At 58.8% G+C, this 19,662-nt stretch carries 15 protein-coding genes; 10 read left to right on the top strand and 5 right to left on the bottom strand.

From position 1 onward, the window contains the following. Nucleotides 1-2: 2 nt before the first annotated feature. On the bottom strand, nt 3-893 hold the full coding sequence (prpB, locus tag PSH79_RS09095; protein WP_095047757.1) for a methylisocitrate lyase: 891 nt from the start codon (nt 891-893) through the stop codon (nt 3-5). After that, entirely contained in the window at nt 890-1,612 is a 723-nt protein-coding gene (locus tag PSH79_RS09090) for a GntR family transcriptional regulator (protein ID WP_185037038.1), read from the bottom strand. The genes prpB and PSH79_RS09090 overlap by 4 nt, the downstream gene beginning before the upstream one ends. Before the next feature lie 407 nt (nt 1,613-2,019). On the opposite strand from PSH79_RS09090, the gene PSH79_RS09085 reads away from it, so the two are divergent. The 4 genes from PSH79_RS09085 to pabB all read left to right on the top strand — a co-directional run bounded on the left by PSH79_RS09085 (nt 2,020) and on the right by pabB (nt 6,639). After that, nucleotides 2,020-2,556: an ATP-dependent zinc protease gene (locus PSH79_RS09085; RefSeq protein ID WP_305442255.1), complete on the top strand. Its 537-nt coding sequence runs from the start codon at nt 2,020-2,022 to the stop codon at nt 2,554-2,556. Between the two features lie 5 nt (nt 2,557-2,561). Continuing rightward, on the top strand, nt 2,562-4,097 hold the full coding sequence (locus PSH79_RS09080) for an inactive transglutaminase family protein (protein ID WP_305442254.1): 1,536 nt from the start codon (nt 2,562-2,564) through the stop codon (nt 4,095-4,097). Beyond that, nucleotides 4,097-5,083, top strand: coding sequence for an alpha-L-glutamate ligase-like protein (locus PSH79_RS09075; protein WP_150601330.1), 987 nt, complete (start codon nt 4,097-4,099; stop codon nt 5,081-5,083). The genes PSH79_RS09080 and PSH79_RS09075 overlap by 1 nt, the downstream gene beginning before the upstream one ends. Nucleotides 5,084-5,295: 212 nt before the next feature. Next, nucleotides 5,296-6,639 (top strand): aminodeoxychorismate synthase component I, encoded by a 1,344-nt coding sequence (gene pabB / locus PSH79_RS09070; RefSeq protein ID WP_305442251.1) that lies wholly within the window; start codon nt 5,296-5,298, stop codon nt 6,637-6,639. 87 nt (nt 6,640-6,726) lie between these two features. On the opposite strand, the gene thrH is transcribed toward pabB, so the two are convergent. Continuing rightward, nucleotides 6,727-7,344, bottom strand: a complete 618-nt coding sequence (gene thrH, locus PSH79_RS09065) for a bifunctional phosphoserine phosphatase/homoserine phosphotransferase ThrH (RefSeq protein ID WP_305442250.1) — start codon at nt 7,342-7,344, stop codon at nt 6,727-6,729. 163 nt (nt 7,345-7,507) lie between these two features. Between thrH and PSH79_RS09060 the strand changes: the two genes are divergently transcribed. From PSH79_RS09060 to PSH79_RS09050, 3 genes are all read left to right on the top strand, one after another. After that, nucleotides 7,508-8,242: a phosphoadenylyl-sulfate reductase gene (locus PSH79_RS09060; protein ID WP_305442249.1), complete on the top strand. Its 735-nt coding sequence runs from the start codon at nt 7,508-7,510 to the stop codon at nt 8,240-8,242. A gap of 574 nt (nt 8,243-8,816) precedes the next feature. After that, the gene (locus PSH79_RS09055) at nt 8,817-10,355 is read left to right on the top strand and encodes an NCS1 family nucleobase:cation symporter-1 (RefSeq protein ID WP_305442247.1); all 1,539 of its coding nucleotides are present in this window, start codon (nt 8,817-8,819) and stop codon (nt 10,353-10,355) included. 55 nt (nt 10,356-10,410) lie between these two features. Continuing rightward, nucleotides 10,411-11,139: an aspartate/glutamate racemase family protein gene (locus PSH79_RS09050; RefSeq protein ID WP_305442245.1), complete on the top strand. Its 729-nt coding sequence runs from the start codon at nt 10,411-10,413 to the stop codon at nt 11,137-11,139. Nucleotides 11,140-11,553: 414 nt separating this feature from the next. On the opposite strand, the gene PSH79_RS09045 is transcribed toward PSH79_RS09050, so the two are convergent. Next, nucleotides 11,554-12,480, bottom strand: coding sequence for a LysR family transcriptional regulator (locus PSH79_RS09045; RefSeq protein WP_305442244.1), 927 nt, complete (start codon nt 12,478-12,480; stop codon nt 11,554-11,556). Between the two features lie 126 nt (nt 12,481-12,606). Here PSH79_RS09045 and PSH79_RS09040 point away from each other — a divergent pair, with 126 nt between their 5' ends. Beyond that, complete coding sequence (locus PSH79_RS09040; protein ID WP_305442243.1) at nt 12,607-13,353, top strand: 3-oxoacyl-ACP reductase family protein; 747 nt, start codon at nt 12,607-12,609, stop codon at nt 13,351-13,353. Between the two features lie 82 nt (nt 13,354-13,435). Here the strand turns inward: PSH79_RS09040 and PSH79_RS09035 are convergent, their stop codons facing one another. Further along, a complete protein-coding gene (locus PSH79_RS09035; RefSeq protein ID WP_305442242.1) occupies nt 13,436-14,131 on the bottom strand; it encodes an HAD-IA family hydrolase in 696 nt (231 codons plus the stop codon). A gap of 246 nt (nt 14,132-14,377) precedes the next feature. Between PSH79_RS09035 and PSH79_RS09030 the strand changes: the two genes are divergently transcribed. Both PSH79_RS09030 and PSH79_RS09025 read left to right on the top strand, forming a co-directional pair. After that, nucleotides 14,378-19,231, top strand: coding sequence for an RHS repeat-associated core domain-containing protein (locus tag PSH79_RS09030; RefSeq protein WP_305442241.1), 4,854 nt, complete (start codon nt 14,378-14,380; stop codon nt 19,229-19,231). Then, on the top strand, nt 19,228-19,614 hold the full coding sequence (locus PSH79_RS09025; protein WP_305442240.1) for a hypothetical protein: 387 nt from the start codon (nt 19,228-19,230) through the stop codon (nt 19,612-19,614). Before PSH79_RS09030 ends, PSH79_RS09025 begins: the two co-directional genes overlap by 4 nt. The last annotated feature ends 48 nt before the right edge of the window (nt 19,615-19,662 follow it).

Below are 19,662 nucleotides of genomic sequence, written 5' to 3'. Positions count from 1 at the left end.
GTTTATTTCTTGGCGGCAAACAACGCGTCGAGCTTCTGCTCGAAGGTGTGGTAGTCGATGCGATCGTAAAGCTCCATGCGAGTCTGCATGGTGTCGATGACATTCTGTTGCGTGCCGTCGCGGCGGATCGCGGTGTAGACGTTTTCGGCGGCCTTGTTCATCGCGCGGAAGGCCGACAGTGGATAAAGCACCAGCGACACGTCGGCGCCAGCCAGTTGCTCGGTGGTGTAGAGCGGTGTCGCGCCAAACTCGGTGATGTTGGCCAGAATCGGTGCCTTCACGCGGTTGGCGAACAGCTTGTACATCTCCAGCTCAGTGATGGCTTCCGGGAAGATCATGTCGGCACCGGCCTCGATGCACGCAGCGGCGCGATCCAGTGCCGACTCCAGACCTTCCACCGCCAGCGCATCGGTGCGGGCCATGATCACGAAGCTGTCGTCGGTACGCGCATCAACGGCAGCTTTGATGCGATCGACCATTTCCTGCTGGCTGACGATCTCTTTATTCGGACGATGACCGCAGCGCTTGGCGCCGACCTGATCCTCGATGTGAATCGCCGCCGCGCCAAACTTGATCATCGATTTGACGGTACGCGCCACGTTGAACGCCGAAGAACCGAAACCGGTGTCCACGTCCACCAGCAGCGGCAGGTCGCAGACGTCGGTGATGCGACGCACGTCGGTGAGTACGTCATCCAGGCCGGTGATGCCCAGGTCCGGCACGCCGAGCGAGCCTGCGGCCACCCCGCCACCGGACAGGTAGATCGCCTTGAAACCGGCACGTTTGGCCAGCAGCGCATGGTTGGCGTTGATCGCACCGACTACCTGCAATGGATGCTCGCTGGCGACCGCATCGCGAAAACGCTGGCCTGGAGTGTTCAGGTTGGAACTCATGACTCACCTCGTTCAGTGGCTGTCTTATTGTGGGCGCCGTCCTGGTAATGACGGGCGATGTTGCGTTTCGAGGCGCCGATGTGACGGCGCATCAACAATTCCGCGAGTTCGCCGTCACGGTCGGCGATGGCATCGAGAATCCGGTGGTGTTCGGCGAACGCCTGGCGTGGACGGTTGGGCGTGGTGGAAAACTGGATGCGGTACATGCGCACCAATTGATACAGCTCGCCGCAAAGCATCTGGGTCAGCGTGCGGTTGCCGCTGCCCTGGATGATCCGGTAGTGGAAATCGAAATCGCCTTCCTGCTGGTAGTAGCCGACGCCCGCCTGAAACGCCGCGTCGCGCTCATGGGTTTCCAGCACCCGGCGCAGTTCGTCGATTTCTTCAACGCTCATGCGCTCGGCTGCCAGACGGCAAGCCATGCCTTCGAGGGATTCGCGGATTTCGTAGAGTTCGATCAATTCGGCGTGGCTCAGCGAGACCACTCGCGCACCGACGTGCGGTACGCGCACCAACAGGCGCTGACCTTCCAGACGATGAATCGCCTCACGCAGCGGCCCGCGACTGATGCCGTAAGTGCGCGCCAGTTCTGGTTCGGAGATCTTGCTGCCCGGGGCGATCTCGCCTTTGACGATGGCCGCCTGAATGCGCCGGAAGACGTTTTCCGAAAGCGTCTCGGAATCGTCGCCGCTGATGACCGGGGGATCCAGTTGATCCAGCATGATTGTCGACACCTTGAAATCCAATGCGGCAAAAACTAGCCAATTCGCCCGCATCAGTCAAAGGATAAATAGACATTGTCGACAATCGTCTAATAACCGTAGGCAATCTTCCATTGGTCGATTAATCCCTGTGGGAGCGAGCCTGCTCGCGAAAGCGTAGTGTCAGTCAGCATCTGCTTGGGATGACGCACCGCCTTCGCGAGCAGGCTCGCTCCCACAGGGAACCCCAAGGGTTATAGACCGGCTCGGGCGCTGGCGCCATAAAACCACCGTGCTAGAATGCCGCCCGCATTTGCTGGCCATTTGTACGGCTTGTCATAAAAAGCTGATAGGCACACGAAGGGCCTTGCGCAAGTTTTTGCCAGGGACCTGAACCGAAAACGGAACGCTGCGCACCAGGATTTATGAGACTCAAGCCTTTCCCCACATTTTTCGCTCTGTTCTGCCTGCCCGGCCTCGCCGCCGCGGGGGAAAAGACCGTGTACGGCCTCAACGAATACGCCGCCCTCGATGGCATCAATCTGGAAGTTGCGGCCAAACTCGACACCGGCGCGAAGACCGCCTCGCTGAGCGCCCGCGACATCAAACGCTTCAAACGCAACGGTGAGTCCTGGGTGCGCTTCTATCTGGCTATCGACGCTGCGCATTCGCACCCGATCGAACGCCCGCTGGCCCGGGTCAGCAAGATCAAGCGTCGCGCCGGCGACTACGATCCGGAGGAAGGCAGGAAGTACACCGCCCGCCCGGTCATCGAGCTGGATATCTGCATGGGCACGGCGATGCGCAGCATCGAAGTGAACCTGACCGACCGAAGTGCGTTCCAATATCCGCTTTTGATCGGCTCCGAAGCACTGAAACGCTTCGACGCGCTGGTCGACCCAAGTCTTAAATACGCTGCAGGCAAACCCGCCTGCACCATCGCCGCTCATACCGCCGAGTAATTTTCATGCGTTCTCTAACCTTCCACCTGAAAATCCTGATCACCATTCTGGTGCTGCTGGGCGTTTCGGTTACGGCCTATCAGATTTTCGTGCTCGGCATCCCGGTCACCGAAGACGCCACCGACGACTTGTGGAACATCGACGCCAAAGTCGAGTTCGTCGCCAGCACCAAGGACCCGGTAAAGATCCAGATGTTCGTGCCGCCGCTGAGCCGCGATTACGTCAGCCTCAACGAGAGCTTCATCTCCAATAACTACGGCGTGGCCGTGAACCGTGTCGACGGCAACCGCAAGGTGACTTGGTCGGCGCGCCGGGCCAAGGGCAACCAGACCCTTTATTACCGTCTGGTGCTGACCAAGCGTTACACCGCAGAAAAAACCAAGATCAAAGGCCCGACTTTCCGCGACAGCATGGTTATCGAAGGCCCGGAAAAAATCGCTGCCGAAGCCCTGCTTGCACCGATCCGCCAACACTCGGCCGACGTCGAAACCTTCATCGGGGAGGCGATAAAACGGGTCAACAACGTCAACGACGACAACGTGAAACTGCTGCTGGCCGGCGATCCATCGACACCGCACAAAGCCAAAATCGTCGAATTGCTGCTATCGATCGCCCATGTCCCGGTGGAAAAAGTCCACACCATCCGCCTCGTCGCCGACCAGCCTCAAACTCCTGAGCTGTGGCTGCGCAGCTTCAACGGTAACGACTGGCTGTACTTCAACCCGGAAACCGGCGAACAGGGCCTGCCGACCGACCGCCTGCTCTGGTGGACCGGCGATGAAAACCTGATCACCGTCGACGGCGGCAAGAAGGCCAACGTGACCTTCAGCCTGAACAACAGCGAGATGAACGCGATTCGTCTGGCCAAGCTGACCGACGAAAATACCGACGCCAACTTCCTTGAGTACTCGCTGTATGGCCTGCCGCTGCAGACCCAGCAGACGTTCATGATCATGGTAATGATCCCGATCGGCGTGCTGGTGATCCTGATCCTGCGCAACCTGATCGGCCTGCAGACCCTCGGCACGTTTACCCCGGTGTTGATCGCCCTCGCCTTCCGTGAAACGCAGTTGGGCTTCGGCATCCTGCTGTTTACCGTGATCACGGCGCTGGGCCTGTCATTACGCTCGTACCTGGAACACCTGAAGCTGCAAATGCTGCCGCGACTCTCGGTGGTACTGACCTTTGTCGTGGTGCTGATTGCGGCGATCAGCCTGTTCAGCCATAAGCTCGGGCTGGAGCGCGGGTTGTCGGTGGCACTGTTCCCGATGGTGATTTTGACCATGACCATCGAACGCCTGTCGATCACCTGGGAAGAACGCGGTGCCAGCCATGCGATGAAAGTCGCGATCGGCACGCTGTTCGCCGCCTCGCTGGCGCACCTGATCATGACCGTGCCGGAACTGGTCTACTTCGTGTTCACCTTCCCGGCGATCCTGCTGATTCTGGTGGGTTTCATGCTGGCAATGGGTCGCTATCGCGGTTACCGCCTGACCGAGCTGGTGCGTTTCAAGGCGTTCCTGAACAAGGCTGATCACTGATGTTCGGTTTCTGGAAGACCTGGAAGGCCCTGGAAGCCCGGGGCATCATGGGCATCAATCGGCGTAACGCCGACTATGTGCTCAAGTACAACAAGCGCAGCCTGTACCCGATCGTCGATGACAAGATCATCACCAAAGAGCGCGCCATTGAGGCCGGCATTCACGTGCCGGAACTGTATGGCGTGATCTCCACCGAGAAGGAAATCGACAAGCTCGGCGAGATCATCGGCGGGCGCAGCGACTTCGTGATCAAACCGGCCCAGGGTGCCGGCGGTGACGGCATCATCGTGATTGCCGACCGTTTCGAGGGACGCTATCGCACGGTGTCGGGCAAGATCCTTGCCCACGAAGAGCTTGAGCATCACATCTCCAGCATCCTCACCGGCCTGTACTCGCTGGGCGGCCACCGCGATCGCGCACTGATCGAATACCGCGTGACCCCGGATCAGATCTTCAAAAGCATCAGCTACGAAGGCGTGCCGGACATCCGCATCATCGTGCTGATGGGTTATCCGGTGATGGCGATGTTGCGCTTGCCGACCCGCCAGTCCGGCGGCAAAGCCAACCTGCACCAGGGCGCCATCGGTGTGGGTGTCGACCTGGCCACCGGTCTTACCCTGCGCGGCACCTGGCTGAACAACATCATCACCAAACACCCGGACACCACCAACGCGGTGGACGGCGTGCAACTGCCCTACTGGGACGGTTTCATGAAACTCGCCGCCGGCTGTTATGAGCTGTGCGGCTTGGGTTACATCGGCGTGGACATGGTGCTGGATCAGGAAAAGGGTCCACTGATTCTTGAGCTCAATGCGCGGCCGGGGCTGAACATTCAGATTGCCAACGACTGCGGGCTGACGTTGCGCACCCATGCGGTGGAAGCGCGGCTGGAAGAGCTGAAGGCACGTGGAGTGACGGAGTCGGTTGAAGAGCGGGTGGCGTTTACTCAGGAAATGTTTGGGCATATTCCTGCGGTAGAGGGCTGACTCCAGACCGAGTTGACGCCATCGCGAGCAGGCTCATGCCTACATTGGCACGCATTCCCCTGTAGGAGTGAGCCTGCTCGCGATGCCTCACTCACAGCCACCACAGGATTCAACCTGCCGCCAATCTGCCAATCCCCGACATCCCCTCTAGGAGCATTTCCCGCAGAGGACTACAATCCCCACCCCGCCTCAACGGCCGATCTGCCCCGCCCATGTTGACCTGTTCCGTACATCCGCTGCCCTACCGCGCCAACCCCGCCGACTACTTCGCGGCCATCCGCAACGCCCCCGGCGCCGTGCTGCTCGACAGCGGCCGGCCGAGTGCCGACCGTGGCCGTTATGACCTGCTCAGCGCCTGGCCGCTGGAACAACTGGCGGTGCTGCCGGACGAGAGCGGCAGCCATTTCCTGCAACGTCTGCGCGACAATCTGAGCCGTTTGGGCGAAGCGCATCTCCCTGACGCTTATGAACTGCCGTTCGTCGGTGGACTGATCGGTTATCTGAGTTATGACTTCGGCCGGCATCTGGAGAATCTACCGAGTCAGGCGCGGGATGATCTGCAATTGCCGGATGCGCGGTTCGGTCTGTATGACTGGGCACTGGTCAGCGATCACCAGGCAGGCAGCAGCCAATTGGTGTTTCACCCATCGGTGATCGACAGTGAAAAGCTGCGATTGATTGCGCTGTTTACTCAGCCTGCCGAAACCGAGCTGACACCGTTCAAGTTAAACAATCCGATGACCGCCGATCTCTCGGCCGACGATTACCGTCAAGCGTTCGAGCGCATTCAGCATTACATCCAGGCCGGCGACTGCTATCAGGTCAACTTCGCCCAGCGTTTCCGCGCGCCATGCCAGGGCGATCCATGGCAGGCCTATTGCGCCCTGCGCGAAGCTTGCCCGACCCCGTTTTCCGGCTTCCAGAGCCTGCCCGACGGCGGCGCAGTGCTGAGTCTGTCACCGGAGCGTTTCGTCAGAGTCAGCCAGCGCCAAGTCGAAACCCGCCCGATCAAGGGCACCCGCCCCCGTGGCCTGACGCCAGCCGAAGACGCCGCCAACGCAGCCGAACTGCTGGCCAGCCCAAAGGATCGCGCGGAAAACCTGATGATCGTCGACCTGCTGCGCAATGACCTCGGCCGCACCTGCCGCATCGGCTCGGTGAGGGTGCCAGAGTTGTTCAGCCTGGAAAGCTACCCGAACGTGCATCACCTGGTCAGCAGCGTGACCGGCGAACTGGCGCAGGATCGCGATGCGCTGGACCTGATCGCCGGCAGCTTCCCCGGCGGCTCGATCACCGGTGCGCCGAAGATTCGGGCAATGCAGATCATCGATGAGCTGGAGCCGACCCGGCGCGGGTTGTATTGCGGCTCGCTGCTGTATCTGGACGTACGCGGCGAGATGGACAGCTCCATCGCCATTCGCAGTCTATTGGTCAAGGATGGGCAGGTGTGCTGCTGGGGCGGAGGCGGGATTGTCGCGGATTCGGACTGGCAGGCTGAATATCAGGAGTCGATTACCAAAGTGAAAATCCTCCTCGAAACCCTGCAAAACCTTTAAAAGCCATCGCGAGCAGGCTCACTCCTACATTTGGAATGCGTTCCCGTGTAGGAGTGAACCTGCTCGCGATGGCGTCTTTTCAGACGACTACAAACTCAACGCTCTGTTCGAAGCCTTGAGGAATTCCTGCTTCAACTCAGCAAACGTATGCACCGCCGGAAACTGCGGGAACTCACGGATCACATTGTCCGGCGCATGGAACAGAATCCCCGCATCCGCCTCGCCCAGCATGGTCGTATCGTTATACGAATCACCCGCCGCAATCACCCGGTAATACAAACTCTTGAAGGCCAGCACCGACTGACGCTTGGGATCTTTCTGACGCAACTGATAGCTGGTCACCCGCCCGGTTTCATCAGTAATCAGGCGATGGCACAGCAAGGTCGGGAAGCCCAGTTGACGCATCAGCGGCTGGGAGAACTCATAGAAAGTGTCCGACAGAATCACCACCTGAAAGCGCTCACGCAGCCAGTTGACGAAGTCTACCGCGCCGTCCAGCGGCTTGAGCGTGGCGATCACTTCCTGAATGTCCGAGAGCTTCAGACCATGCTCATCGAGGATGCGCAGGCGCTGCTTCATCAGTACGTCGTAGTCGGGAATGTCCCGGGTGGTGGCCTTGAGGGATTCGATTCCGGTTTTTTCAGCGAAGGCAATCCAGATTTCCGGCACCAACACCCCTTCAAGATCCAGGCAAGCAATTTCCACAAGACACTCCCGTTTGTATTGATTATTGAGTCGAGCGAGCCCGAACTCTAGCGGCTCCACCAAAGCCGCGCAACGCACAGCACGTCCCGCCCGGCGCTGCTTTTTGTTAACATCGCCGCCATATAGAGCGCCCAGCGCCACCGACCTGTAGGAAGCCGCCCTGATGAGCCCAACGTTCGATGTCGTGGAACTCGCCACGACCTATGCCAACAAATCCGCCCAAGACATCCTGAAACTCGCGTTTGCCGAGTTCGGCGATGACCTGTGGATATCTTTCAGCGGCGCCGAGGATGTGGTGCTGGTGGACATGGCCTGGAAGCTGAACAAGAACGTCAAGGTGTTCAGTCTCGACACCGGCCGCCTGCATCCTGAGACCTATCGCTTCATCGATCAGGTGCGCGAGCACTACAAGATCGACATCGAACTGGTCTCGCCGGACTACACGAAACTGGAACCGTTCGTGAAGGAGAAAGGCTTGTTCAGCTTCTACAAGGACGGCCACGGCGAGTGCTGCGGGATCCGCAAGATCGAACCGCTGCGCCGCAAACTGTCCGGCGTCAAAGCCTGGGCCACCGGCCAACGCCGCGACCAGAGCCCGGGCACTCGCAGTGCCGTGGCGGTGATGGAAATCGACACCGCGTTCTCCACACCGGAGCGCCCCCTGTACAAGTTCAACCCGCTGGCGCAGATGACCAGCGAAGAGATCTGGGGCTACATTCGCATGCTGGAACTGCCTTACAACAGCCTGCACGAGCGCGGCTTCATCAGCATCGGCTGCGAGCCGTGCACCCGCCCGGTTCTGCCAAACCAGCACGAGCGCGAAGGCCGCTGGTGGTGGGAAGAAGCGACCCAGAAAGAGTGCGGGTTGCATGCGGGGAATATCATCAGCAAGGCGTAATTCTCTGCCCCGATGATTTCCCCTTGTAGGAGTGAGCCTGCTCGCGATAGCGGTGTGTCAGCCGAGAAACTCCTGGACTGATACACCGCTATCGCGAGCAGGCTCACTCCTACAGTGTTCTGTGAAACCTCAAAAAACGTGTACACATAACTGTCACCATCAGTGCCATTTATGTGTGCACTTTTTATTTTCACGCCCTGAAAAGTTACATCCCTTCTAAAAAGCCCGCTCGCTCCATCCCCGCCAAACTCTTCTGCAAAAAATAAATACCTGTTCAAGGGGTCAATTTTTACTCACCTGATTTCAGGCACTTAGCGCCAGTCGATAACTTTTCGAAATGAGCAATGCTGCCCATAGATCGCCAACTGGCACAAATCTGGCTTTAGTGCATACATGTTTTGTATACAAAACTGCAAAACATGCACACTTCGATCCGCAAGCCTGAAGCGCCCTATCCCGTACAGGCTGCAGATGCCCCGTAACCAGCGATGCTTTCACTGCCGCGACGAAGATATGTCGAGCCTGGCGGCTCATGCACAGTCATCGCGGCCCTGAACATCAGGAGCCTGCCGGAATGCGTACAAGTCTCTCCAACAACATCGCGCTGAATCTGCCCTCCTCTGCACTCGATCAACCCTTGCCGCTCGACGGACTGGTCGAGCCGCTGCAACTGAGCCCCCGCCTGCACAACAGCGACCTGGCACCGACCAAGGCCGAAGGCCGGCGCTGGGGCAAATACAGCATCTTCGCCCTGTGGACGAACGACGTGCACAACATCGCCAACTACTCATTCGCCATCGGCCTCTACGCCTTGGGCCTGGGGGGCTGGCAGATTCTGCTGTCGCTGGGGATCGGCGCGGCGCTGGTGTATTTCTTCATGAACCTGTCCGGCTACATGGGGCAGAAAACCGGGGTGCCGTTCCCGGTGATCAGCCGGATCAGTTTTGGCATCCACGGGGCGCAAATTCCTGCGCTGATCCGGGCAGTTATCGCCATCGCCTGGTTCGGGATTCAGACGTATCTGGCGTCGGTTGTTTTCAGGGTTTTACTCACGGCGGTGCATCCCGGCTTCGCTGAATACGACCACAACTCGATCCTCGGCCTGTCGACGTTGGGCTGGGTGTGTTTCGTGGCGATCTGGTTCGTGCAACTGGCAATCCTCGCCTACGGCATGGAAATGGTCCGCCGTTACGAAGCGTTTGCCGGGCCGGTGATTTTGCTGACCGTCGCCGCCCTCGCCGCCTGGATGTACACGCAAGCCAACGCAACCATCGCCTGGTCGATCCGCGAACCGCTGAGCGGTGGCGAGATGTGGCGCAACATCTTTGCCGGCGGCGCGCTGTGGCTGGCGATCTACGGCACGCTGATCCTCAACTTCTGCGACTTCGCCCGCTCCTCGCCCTGCCGAAAAACCATCAAGGTCGGAAATTTCTGGGGTTTGCCGGTGAACATTCTGCTGTTCGCGGCGATTACCGTCCTGCTGTGCGGCGCGCAATTCCAGATCAACGGCCGAATCATCGAAAGCCCGACCGAGATCATTGCCTCGATTCCCAACACGTTCTTCCTGGTGCTGGGTTGCCTGGCGTTCCTGATCGTCACCGTGGCGGTGAACATCATGGCCAACTTCGTCGCCCCGGCGTTCGTCCTCAGCAACCTGGCGCCCAAGTACCTGACCTTCCGCCGGGCCGGGCTGATCAGCGCGACCATCGCCGTACTTATCCTGCCGTGGAACCTCTACAACAGCCCGTTGGTAATCGTGTATTTCCTGTCCGGCCTCGGCGCCCTGCTCGGCCCGTTGTACGGGGTGATCATGGTCGACTACTGGTTGATCCGCAAAGGCCGGATCAACGTCCCGCAACTCTACAGCGAAGACCCGAACGGCACTTATTACTACAGCCGCGGCGTCAATTTCCGCGCCGTGGCGGCGTTTATTCCGGCGGCACTGATCGCCATCGTCCTGGCGCTGGTACCGGGGTTCCACAGTATTTCGCCGTTCTCCTGGCTGATCGGTGCCGGGATCGCCGGAATGCTCTACCTGATCATCGCCAAACGCGAACCGTACTACGCCGACGTCAGCGGCGAATCCTTCGCGGTCGATAACGCCTGCCACTAAATCCTCGCGGCCCGCCTTTCGGGCCGCAGAACCACCCTGCCAAAAAGGACTTCCCATGCGTATTCTTGTGGTCAACGTCAACACCACCGAATCCATCACCCAGGCCATCGCCCGCTCGGCGCAGACTGTCGCGTCGCCCGGTACAGAGATTGTCGGTCTCACGCCGTATTTCGGCGCCGATTCGATTGAGGGCAACTTTGAAAGCTACCTGGCCGCCATCGCCGTGATGGATCGGGTGATGTCCTACGACCAGCCGTTCGATGCGGTGATTCAGGCCGGCTATGGCGAACATGGCCGCGAAGGCTTGCAGGAATTGCTCAATGTGCCGGTGGTGGACATTACTGACGCGGCGGCCAGTACGGCGATGTTTCTGGGGCACGCGTATTCAGTGGTGACCACGCTGGATCGCACCGTACCGCTGATCGAGGATCGACTGAAGTTGTCCGGTCTGTGGGATCGCTGCGCCTCTGTGCGGGCCAGTGGTTTGGCGGTTTTGGAGTTGGAGCATGAACCGCACCGCGCGCTGGAAGCGATCGTGCATCAGGCGGAATTGGCGGTGACGCAGGACAAGGCCGAGGTGATTTGCCTCGGTTGTGGCGGCATGGCCGGGCTGGACGAGCAGATTCGTCGACGCACCGGGGTGCCGGTGGTGGATGGGGTGACGGCGGCGGTGACCATTGCTGAGGCGCTGGTACGGTTGGGGTTGTCGACATCCAAGGTGCGGACTTATGCGACGCCTCGACCGAAAAAAATTGTGGGTTGGCCGGAGCGGTTTGCGCGCTGAGAAGAACCGTTTGTCAGAGATTTGAAACGCAATCCTTTTGGAGAGTGCTCTGTCAATACGCCTGCTAGAGCAGTCAACCGGCAGGAGGGTAATCTGAACCAGATTGCCGCCTGATACTTCTTACAGTTGTGCAGATCACGGGATGCGCGCTCACTTCTGACTCGGCAACTCGATTGATGGCAGTTCCTGTTGCTTCAACGCAACTCCAGGAAGGTAAACATGAAAAATGCAACGGCTCGTCTGTATACATTACTGATCCTTGGCTGCACCTTGGCAGTCCTGAATAGCACCGCAGCTACCGCTGCTTCTCTATGCGGGCCAACTTGGTGTCCTTAACGCCTAAGAATCATTAATGCATTCTTGAGCCAGCTCCTGCCTTCATCAATATCGAGGCAGGAGCTCTATTGCACGGAATCAAACAGCACTGAACCGCCGAGCCAACCCCTGCTGCGCAAACTGCTCGATCACAAAATCGACAAACGCCCGCGTCTTGCCCGGCAACAATTTATGTTCGGCGTAGTAGATCGAAATGTTGCCGTCATCGATGTACCACTCCGGAAGCACGCGCTGCAACGTACCCGCCTGGAGATAACCCACGGCAAACGGCATGCTGACCAGTGCAATCCCCAAACCTTGCGCTGCCGTAGCGCAGGCGGCCTCGGAGTCGCTCATGGTCATTCGCGTCTTCAGGGTCAATGGTCGACAGAGCTGACTGCCATTACTGATCAATTGCCAAGAGCGTACTCGACCGGTTTGCGGCGACCGAATCAGAATGCCATCGTGATATTGCAGGTCATCCGGCTCGATGATCGCTGCGTGCTTTTCCAGATAGTCAGCAGACGCCACCAACACTCGATGTGCAGGTGCCAATTTGCGTGCGACGACGCCTTGGGGCAATTCAAATCCCCCGCCAATCGCCGCATCGAAACCCTGCCCGATTAAATCGACCTGACGGTTATCAAAATGCCAATCAGGGTTGATCGCCGGAAATCGACGTAAAAACTCTTCCAGCAACGGCACGACATACAAGCGCCCGAACACCGTGCCCATACTGACTTTCAAAGTCCCTGCTGGCAGGCCTTCGACACTGGCCAGATTGGCCACGGCGTTCTGGATCGTGGTCAAACTGGCACTGACCTGACTCAAAAACAGCTGCCCCGCCTCAGTCAACGTCAGACTGCGGGTGCTGCGCTGAAACAACCGCACGCCTAGCCTGGCTTCGAGTTTCGCCACGCTTTTACCGACCGCTGCCGGGGTCAGACTCAAACGCCGCGCCGCTTCGGCAAAACTGCCAACTTCGGCGCTGCGCACGAAGCATTCGATACTGTTGAAGTTTTCCATGGTCGCCACTGTAAACTTTTGGTTTACACAGACTATAGCAATCATGGGCTAGTGGGTTGTGGATCAGAGGTTGATACTCGGCTCCAACAACAAGGCATCCCGCCTTGAATATTCTGGAGATCGAACATGACCACTCAACATCTCAGCGGCAAAGTCGCTCTGATTCAAGGCGGTTCCCGTGGCATCGGCGCTGCCATCGTCAAACGCCTCGCGGCTGAAGGCGCTGCTGTCGCCTTCACTTACGTAAGCTCCACCGCAAAAGCTGAAGAGTTGCAAAACAGCATCACCGCAACTGGCGGCAAAGCCTTGGCGATCAAAGCTGACAGCGCTGACGCCGCTGCCATCCGTCATGCGGTCAGCGCCACCGTCGAAGCCTTTGGCCGCCTCGACATTCTGGTCAACAACGCCGGCGTACTGGCCGTCGCCCCACTGGAAGACTTCAAACTGGAAGATTTCGACCAGACCGTGGCAATCAACATTCGCAGCGTATTCATCGCCTCCCAGGAAGCCGCCAAACACATGGGCGAAGGCGCGCGAATCATCAACATCGGCAGCACCAACGCCGACCGCATGCCCTTCGCCGGTGGCGGCGTGTATGCGATGAGCAAATCGGCGCTGGTTGGCCTGACCAAAGGCCTGGCACGCGATCTCGGCCCACGCGGCATCACCATCAACAACGTGCAGCCTGGGCCGGTCGACACCGACATGAACCCGGCGCACGGTGACTTCGCCGAAAGCCTGATTCCTCTGATGGCCGTGGGTCGCTACGGCAAGGCCGAAGAAATCGCCAGTTTCGTCGCTTATCTGGCAGGCCCGGAAGCCGGATACATCACCGGCGCCAGCCTGACGATCGACGGTGGCTTCGGCGCCTGATTTGACTGAGTTACCTGTACGAAAAACGCCGTCCCTCATTTAATTGAGGGGCGGCGTTTTTGTTTATAGCTTTATCGCCCGATCAGGCCCATTCCAGTGCCGGCAAACCACAAGTGCTCGGGGTGAACGCTTTCAACGAGCGAAGAATCCCGTCGGCGTGTGCGTATTTTTCATCGGCCATGGCGGCATCCGGAATGGCGATGGCGGTCATGCCTGCCGCTTTCGCCGCGGTCACGCCAAACGGCGAATCTTCGAACACCAGACAATCCTCGGGCGCGACACCCAGACGCCGGGCCGCCGTGAGGAAAATATCCGGCGCGGGTTTGGCTGCCCCCACTTCCGGGTCGTCCGCCGTGACGATGAAATCGAACAGCGCGAACCAGTCGCGGTGCAACGTGGTTTTCTGACCGAACGACTGACGCGACGAACTGGTGCCCACAGCGATTGGAATGTTGTGCGCCTTGAGGTGGCGAATCAGTTCCTCCGCGCCCGGCATCGCTTGCGCCGAGGGGAAACGCTCACGCATCAGCGGTTCGCGGATTACTAGAAACTCTTCGGCGGTGATCGGCAGATCAAGCGCCTGCACCACGTAATTGGCCAGATCGTTGGCACCGCGGCCAATGATGTTTTGCTTGATGCTCCAGTCGAAGGTCCGCCCGTATCGACCGGCAATCAGCGAGGTGACCTCGGTGTAAATGCCCTCAGTGTCCAGCAGCAAACCGTCCATATCGAAAATCACGGCCTTGATCGGGCCGAACGCCTTCAGCGGTGCATTCATCATCGGATCCGTTATCAAAGACATCCCGGGCGGCGAATAGCGCCGCTGCTCGGATCTGATTAATGGGTTCAGCAGCATAACGAGCGTAACAGGCATTGAGCAACGGGCAATGTCCGTTGGGGCGCTGAACTACTCGCGAGTATTTAGCGAAAAATCCTACATACATACCCTACTTGCCCGACTTCTTTACTTTTTGATCCCCCGCAAAGTCCGCGCACCTCTTTTGACGTGCGCGAGTGCCTGCAAATGTTCCAAACCGATCGGCTTCTGGCCTTGAACAACAGCATCGGCCTGCTGGTGGTTGCCGCCCTGAATCCAGAACACCCGGACTTCGAAAGGTTGATCCGGGAGTTTCGCCTGAGCCTGAACAACTACGACGCCTGGGCCGAGCAATTCTGGACGGGGTCGATGCTGGACATCGAGCAGGTGTTCAGAGTCGGCAACGACGTTCACCTCAGTGCGCCGATCAAAAGCCGTAAACCCATCAGTTCATCCGTATTCATGTGCCCCGCCAGCGGGACTTTGACATTGGTACACATGTTCGAGGCTGCTCGCTTCGTCCCCATCGGCAACACCCCACTGACGCTCGAACCGGTGATTTCCGATGTCGGCGGCGTTCTGACCTTCGGCGCCCCGCAGCACTATGAAATCGGCCCGAGCGGCATTCTGGAGGTGACCGACTGCGACCGGGGCCAGCGTTATCGCATCACCTTCTTTCCCGATGTTTCCAGCCAGCATGTGCAAGCGCTGTATGCCTCGTATCAAGGCATGCTCGACGGGCTGGAAGTCTGGTTGCGCCAGGAGTGGGACGGGTTTCAGCCGTTGTGGACAGAGTTCTCCAGCGCAGGATTTCTCCACCGTTACGGTCAATTGCAACAGGCGGATTGGCGCGGATTCGAGAAGGCCCTGCACGGTGTCTGGGATGACATCAAGCAACTGTTCGCCCTGCTCGCCGACTTGCAGGTCAACAGCGAAAAGCTGCTGGAGTACCTGACCGAGGTCGAACTGGACGCTCTGCTGCAAGCCTCCAGCGAAGCCATTGCCAACGGTTTGTTGATCCTCAGCGACGAGCCACTGCTGTTTATACATCTGGCGGCCTTCACCAGTTGGCTGAAGATGCTGCCACCGCAGTACCTCGCTGAGGTGGTAGCCGAGGTTCGTGTCGAACTGCTGATCAGCTTTCTGTTGATGCGGGTATCGGGCGGCGTCGGCGTGCCACTGCGGTTGAGCAGCAAAGTGCTGGCGAAGATCAAATCCCCTCGCGCGCGGGAATGGCTGGCGGCTTCGGCGTTGCGCCTGGCGGAACTGAGCTCTGCGCCCGAACTGAACAAGCATGCAAGCGCACTGAAACCGCTGATGCTCAATGTGCGTGACGTTGAGTTGAAACCGACGCCGTCGATACCGCTGAACATTCGTCAGGCGGATTCCTTGGTGTTGACGGTGCCGAACCCGGCGCCTCTCGCACGGGACAAGTCGCATGGCATGAGCCGGATGGAGCGCCATGAACCTCACGACGATAAGCCCGATCAGGCTAAAAACCCCAACGGCGACAGCGCCGACTGCGTGCCCTCGACCTGCACCAACGGCTGCCCGGTGTCGATGGTCACTGGCGAGGAACTGCTGACCCTGACGGATGGCACGCTCGATGGACTGCTGCCGTTCGAGTTCACCCGCTTGTATCGCACCAGTGCTGCCGAAATCGATGTCGGGCTGGGCTTTGGCTGGAGTCATTCGCTGGCGCATCGGCTGGAGTTCGATGGTGATTTTGTTGTTTGGGTGGATCACGAAAATCGGCGCACGCGGTTTCCAGTGCCGAGTGCTGAACGGCCGGCGATTCACAACAGTTTGTCGCGGGCGGCGATTTTTCTAGGAGATGAGCCTGAGGAACTGATTCTCGCGCTGGCGGGGGACACGGCGCGGTTTTATCACTTTCGGGTCGGGCGGCTGACGGCGGTCAGTGATGGGTATGGCAATCGTCTGACCGTGCAGCGGGATCGATCCGACAGGGTTCAGCGACTGGATAACGGGGCGGGTCGGGCGCTGCTGTTGCGTTATGAGCGGGCTCATCTGGTCGGCGTTGATTACCAAACGTTTTGTGAGGGTGGCTGGCACACCGAACAAACCCTTGCCAGTTACCGCTACGACGCCTATCAGCACCTGATCGAAGCCTCTAACGCCGTTGGCGACAGCGAGCGTTACGACTACGACGATCAGCATGTCATTCTTCAGCGTCAGCTGACCGGTGGCGCGAGTTTCTTCTGGAAATGGGAGCGCTCAAGCAAGGCTGCCCGCTGCGTGCGCCACTGGGCGTCGTTCTCGCAGATGAACACGCGGTACGTCTGGTCCGACGACGGCAGTGTCGCGGTGCATTACGTCGATGGCACCGAAGAAACTTACGTGCACGACGACCGTGCGCGGCTGGTGCGCAAGGTCGAGGCCGACGGTGGCGAGCACCTCAAGGCCTACGACGACGCGGGGCGTTTGATCGCCGAGCAGGATCCGCTCGGCGCCGTCACCGAATACCGCTACGACGACGTCGGACGCCTGATTGCGCTGCTTCCGCCGGACGACGAGCCGACGTCCTACGAATACCGCAATGGTTTCCTGCACAGCCGCTCTCGCGGCGAGGCGGTGTGGACGTACCGGCGCAATGCCCAGGGTGATGTTACCGAAGCGGTTGATCCAGACGGGCAGGTCACGCATTACCACTACGATGCGCGTGGGCAGTTACTGTCGATCCGCTATCCGGACACCAGTCGGCATGTTTTGGTCTGGAACACGCTCGGCCAGTTGGTTGAAGAAACCCTGCCCGATGGCGGTGTGCGGCGCTTTTCCTACGATGCGCTGGGGCGGCGGAGCACAACGCAGGACGAACACGGCGCGATCACGCGTCAGCACTGGGACGCCGTTGGCCGACTGATCCAGACGACTTCTCCTACGGGGGCCACCCGCACCTACAGCTACGGCGCTTACAACCAGGTCACCGCCGAACGCGACGAACTCGGCCGCATCACTCGCTACGAATATGACGACGACCTGCATCTGGTCTCCCGACGGATCAATCCTGACGGCACGCGGGTGCAATACCGCTACGACCATGCGCGACTGCTGCTGACGGAAATCGAAAACGAGTCCGGCGAAAAGTACCTTCTGGACTACACGCCCACCGGACTGATCCGACAGGAAACCGGTTTCGATGGGCGGCGCACGGCCTACGCCTATGACCTCAACGGTCATCTGCTGGAAAAGACCGAATTCGGCGATGACGGCTCGACGTTGGTCACCGGATACGAACGCGATACCGCCGGCCGCCTGCTGGTCAAAACCCTGCCCGACGGGATCAAGGTCGAATACCGCTACGACTGCCTCGGCCGTTTAACCGGCGTCGATGACGGCCAGAAACATCCCCTGGCCTTTGAGTACGACCTGCAGGACCGGCTGATCACCGAGCATCAGGGCTGGGGCACCCTGCGTTATGCCTATGACACCTGCGGCCAGCTCAAACGCATGCGCCTGCCGGACAACAGCAAACTCGATTATCACCATGCCAAGGGCGGCGCGCTCAGAGCCATCGACCTCAACGGCGCGTCACTGACCCGCCACGTTTACCAGTCCGGTCGCGAACAACAACGCCAGCAAGGCCTGCTGCTCAGCGAATATACCTACGACGATCAGGGCCGCTTGCTCGCCCATGCCGTAGGTCATCAACACGATTCGCTGTACCGCCGCGACTATGCCTACAGCGCCAACGGCAATCTGGAGCACATCGCCGACACCCGCCACGGCCAACGCACCTACGGCTATGACGCCCTCGACCGCTTGATCCGCGTGCGTCACTCGCGCGACGAACTGCCGGAATCCTTCGCCCACGACCCGGCCGGCAACCTGCTCATGCAGGACCGCTCCGGGCCGACGCAGATCAAAGGCAACCGCCTGCTGATGCAGGGTGACCGCCACTACGACTACGACGCCTTCGGCAACCTGATCCGCGAACGCCGCGGCACCGCGCAGAAACTCGTCACCGAATACCGCTACGACTGCCAACACCGCCTCATCGGCCTGACCCGCCCCGACGGCCAGACCGCCAGTTACCGCTACGACGCCTTCAACCGGCGCATCAGCAAAACCGTCGACGGCGCCATCACCGAGTTCTTTTGGCAAGGCGATAACCTCGTCGCCGAAAGCAGCCCAACCCATCACCGCAGCTACGTCTACGAGCCCGGCACCTTCCGCCCGCTGGCGCTGCTCGACGGCAAAGGCCCGAAAAAGGCCTGCCCGTTCTACTACCAACTCGACCACCTTGGCACCCCGCAGGAACTCACCGACTACAGCGGCGAAATCGTCTGGTCGGCGCAATACGACGCCTACGGCAAAGTCGCCGCCATCACCCTCGCCGCCGAGGAATACCTGGATCAGCCACTGCGCTTTCAGGGGCAGTATTTCGATGGGGAAAGTGGGCTGCATTACAACCGGCATCGGTACTACGACCCAAGGCTTGGGCGGTATCTGACGCCGGACCCGATCAAGTTGGCGGGTGGGTTGAATCAGTACCAGTACGTGCCGAATCCGACGGGGTGGGTGGATCCGTTGGGGTTGAGTGATTGTCCGGGTGGGGAAAATTGCGGAAAGTCTTCACGTGAAGTCGACACTTTTAGCAACATTGGTGTAGAGGAAGGAGCACCTGTAACTCCAGCCCCAAAACAAGAAAACCATTATTTGTACCGCGGTGATGATCGAGAACCATGGGAAATTTTTGATGCTGGGTTTGAGCCCCGGGGCGATAGTAAAGATCTTTTCCTGCATGCTTTGGATAATAAAATCCCTCCAAGCTGGTACGTGAGTACTTCTTTTTCAGAAAAGCAGGCAACAAAATTTGCAACGGGCTACGGCATTGCCGACGGCTATATATATGTCCTGAAAAACGTTAAAGGGATTGACGTAAACAAAGAACTTGGTGCCCTTTCACCCCATCGACGCGAAGTAGAAATTGCAGTTCCCGGGGGCGTTAAAAGTCAAGATATAGTAGGAGCCACGCCAGTCTACGAAGATGGCAGCTATAAAGGTTATTCAGTGCTCAACCCAAACAGGAGCAAACAATGAAACCGATAGAAATCCAGATTAAAACAGCTCAAGGTCTGGAAGCAGCTCTTATTGAATGTGACAGAAGGAATAGGGCACTAACTTTTACAAGAAAAGATGGCCTAAAAAAAACCTATACGTCTTACGACATGTTTGACTGTTTTGGTGCGCTGAGGTCCGAATTTCCGGGAGTTACGTTTTTATGTAAGGGTTCTAAAATAAACGTTCATCCATCGGGTATGAGCTCACAAATGTCCTGCGGACTTGTTGCGTACGAACTCAGTGAAGGACGACCCACAGAAGAGGAAGATATAGTCCGAATTTTCGATTACGAGGACAAAGATCTAACAAACAACATAGAGGATCAAAAGGCCTTCTATCGCTCATGGTTAAAGTCTTTTTAGTTTAAGGACCACACAATTTGACTTAACACTCACAGGGCCTGCACCGAC

Origin of the sequence: Pseudomonas sp. FP2196 (assembly GCF_030687715.1) — a bacterium.
Taxonomy (GTDB): domain Bacteria; phylum Pseudomonadota; class Gammaproteobacteria; order Pseudomonadales; family Pseudomonadaceae; genus Aquipseudomonas.
This window is presented reverse-complemented; position numbering and strand designations above follow the sequence as displayed.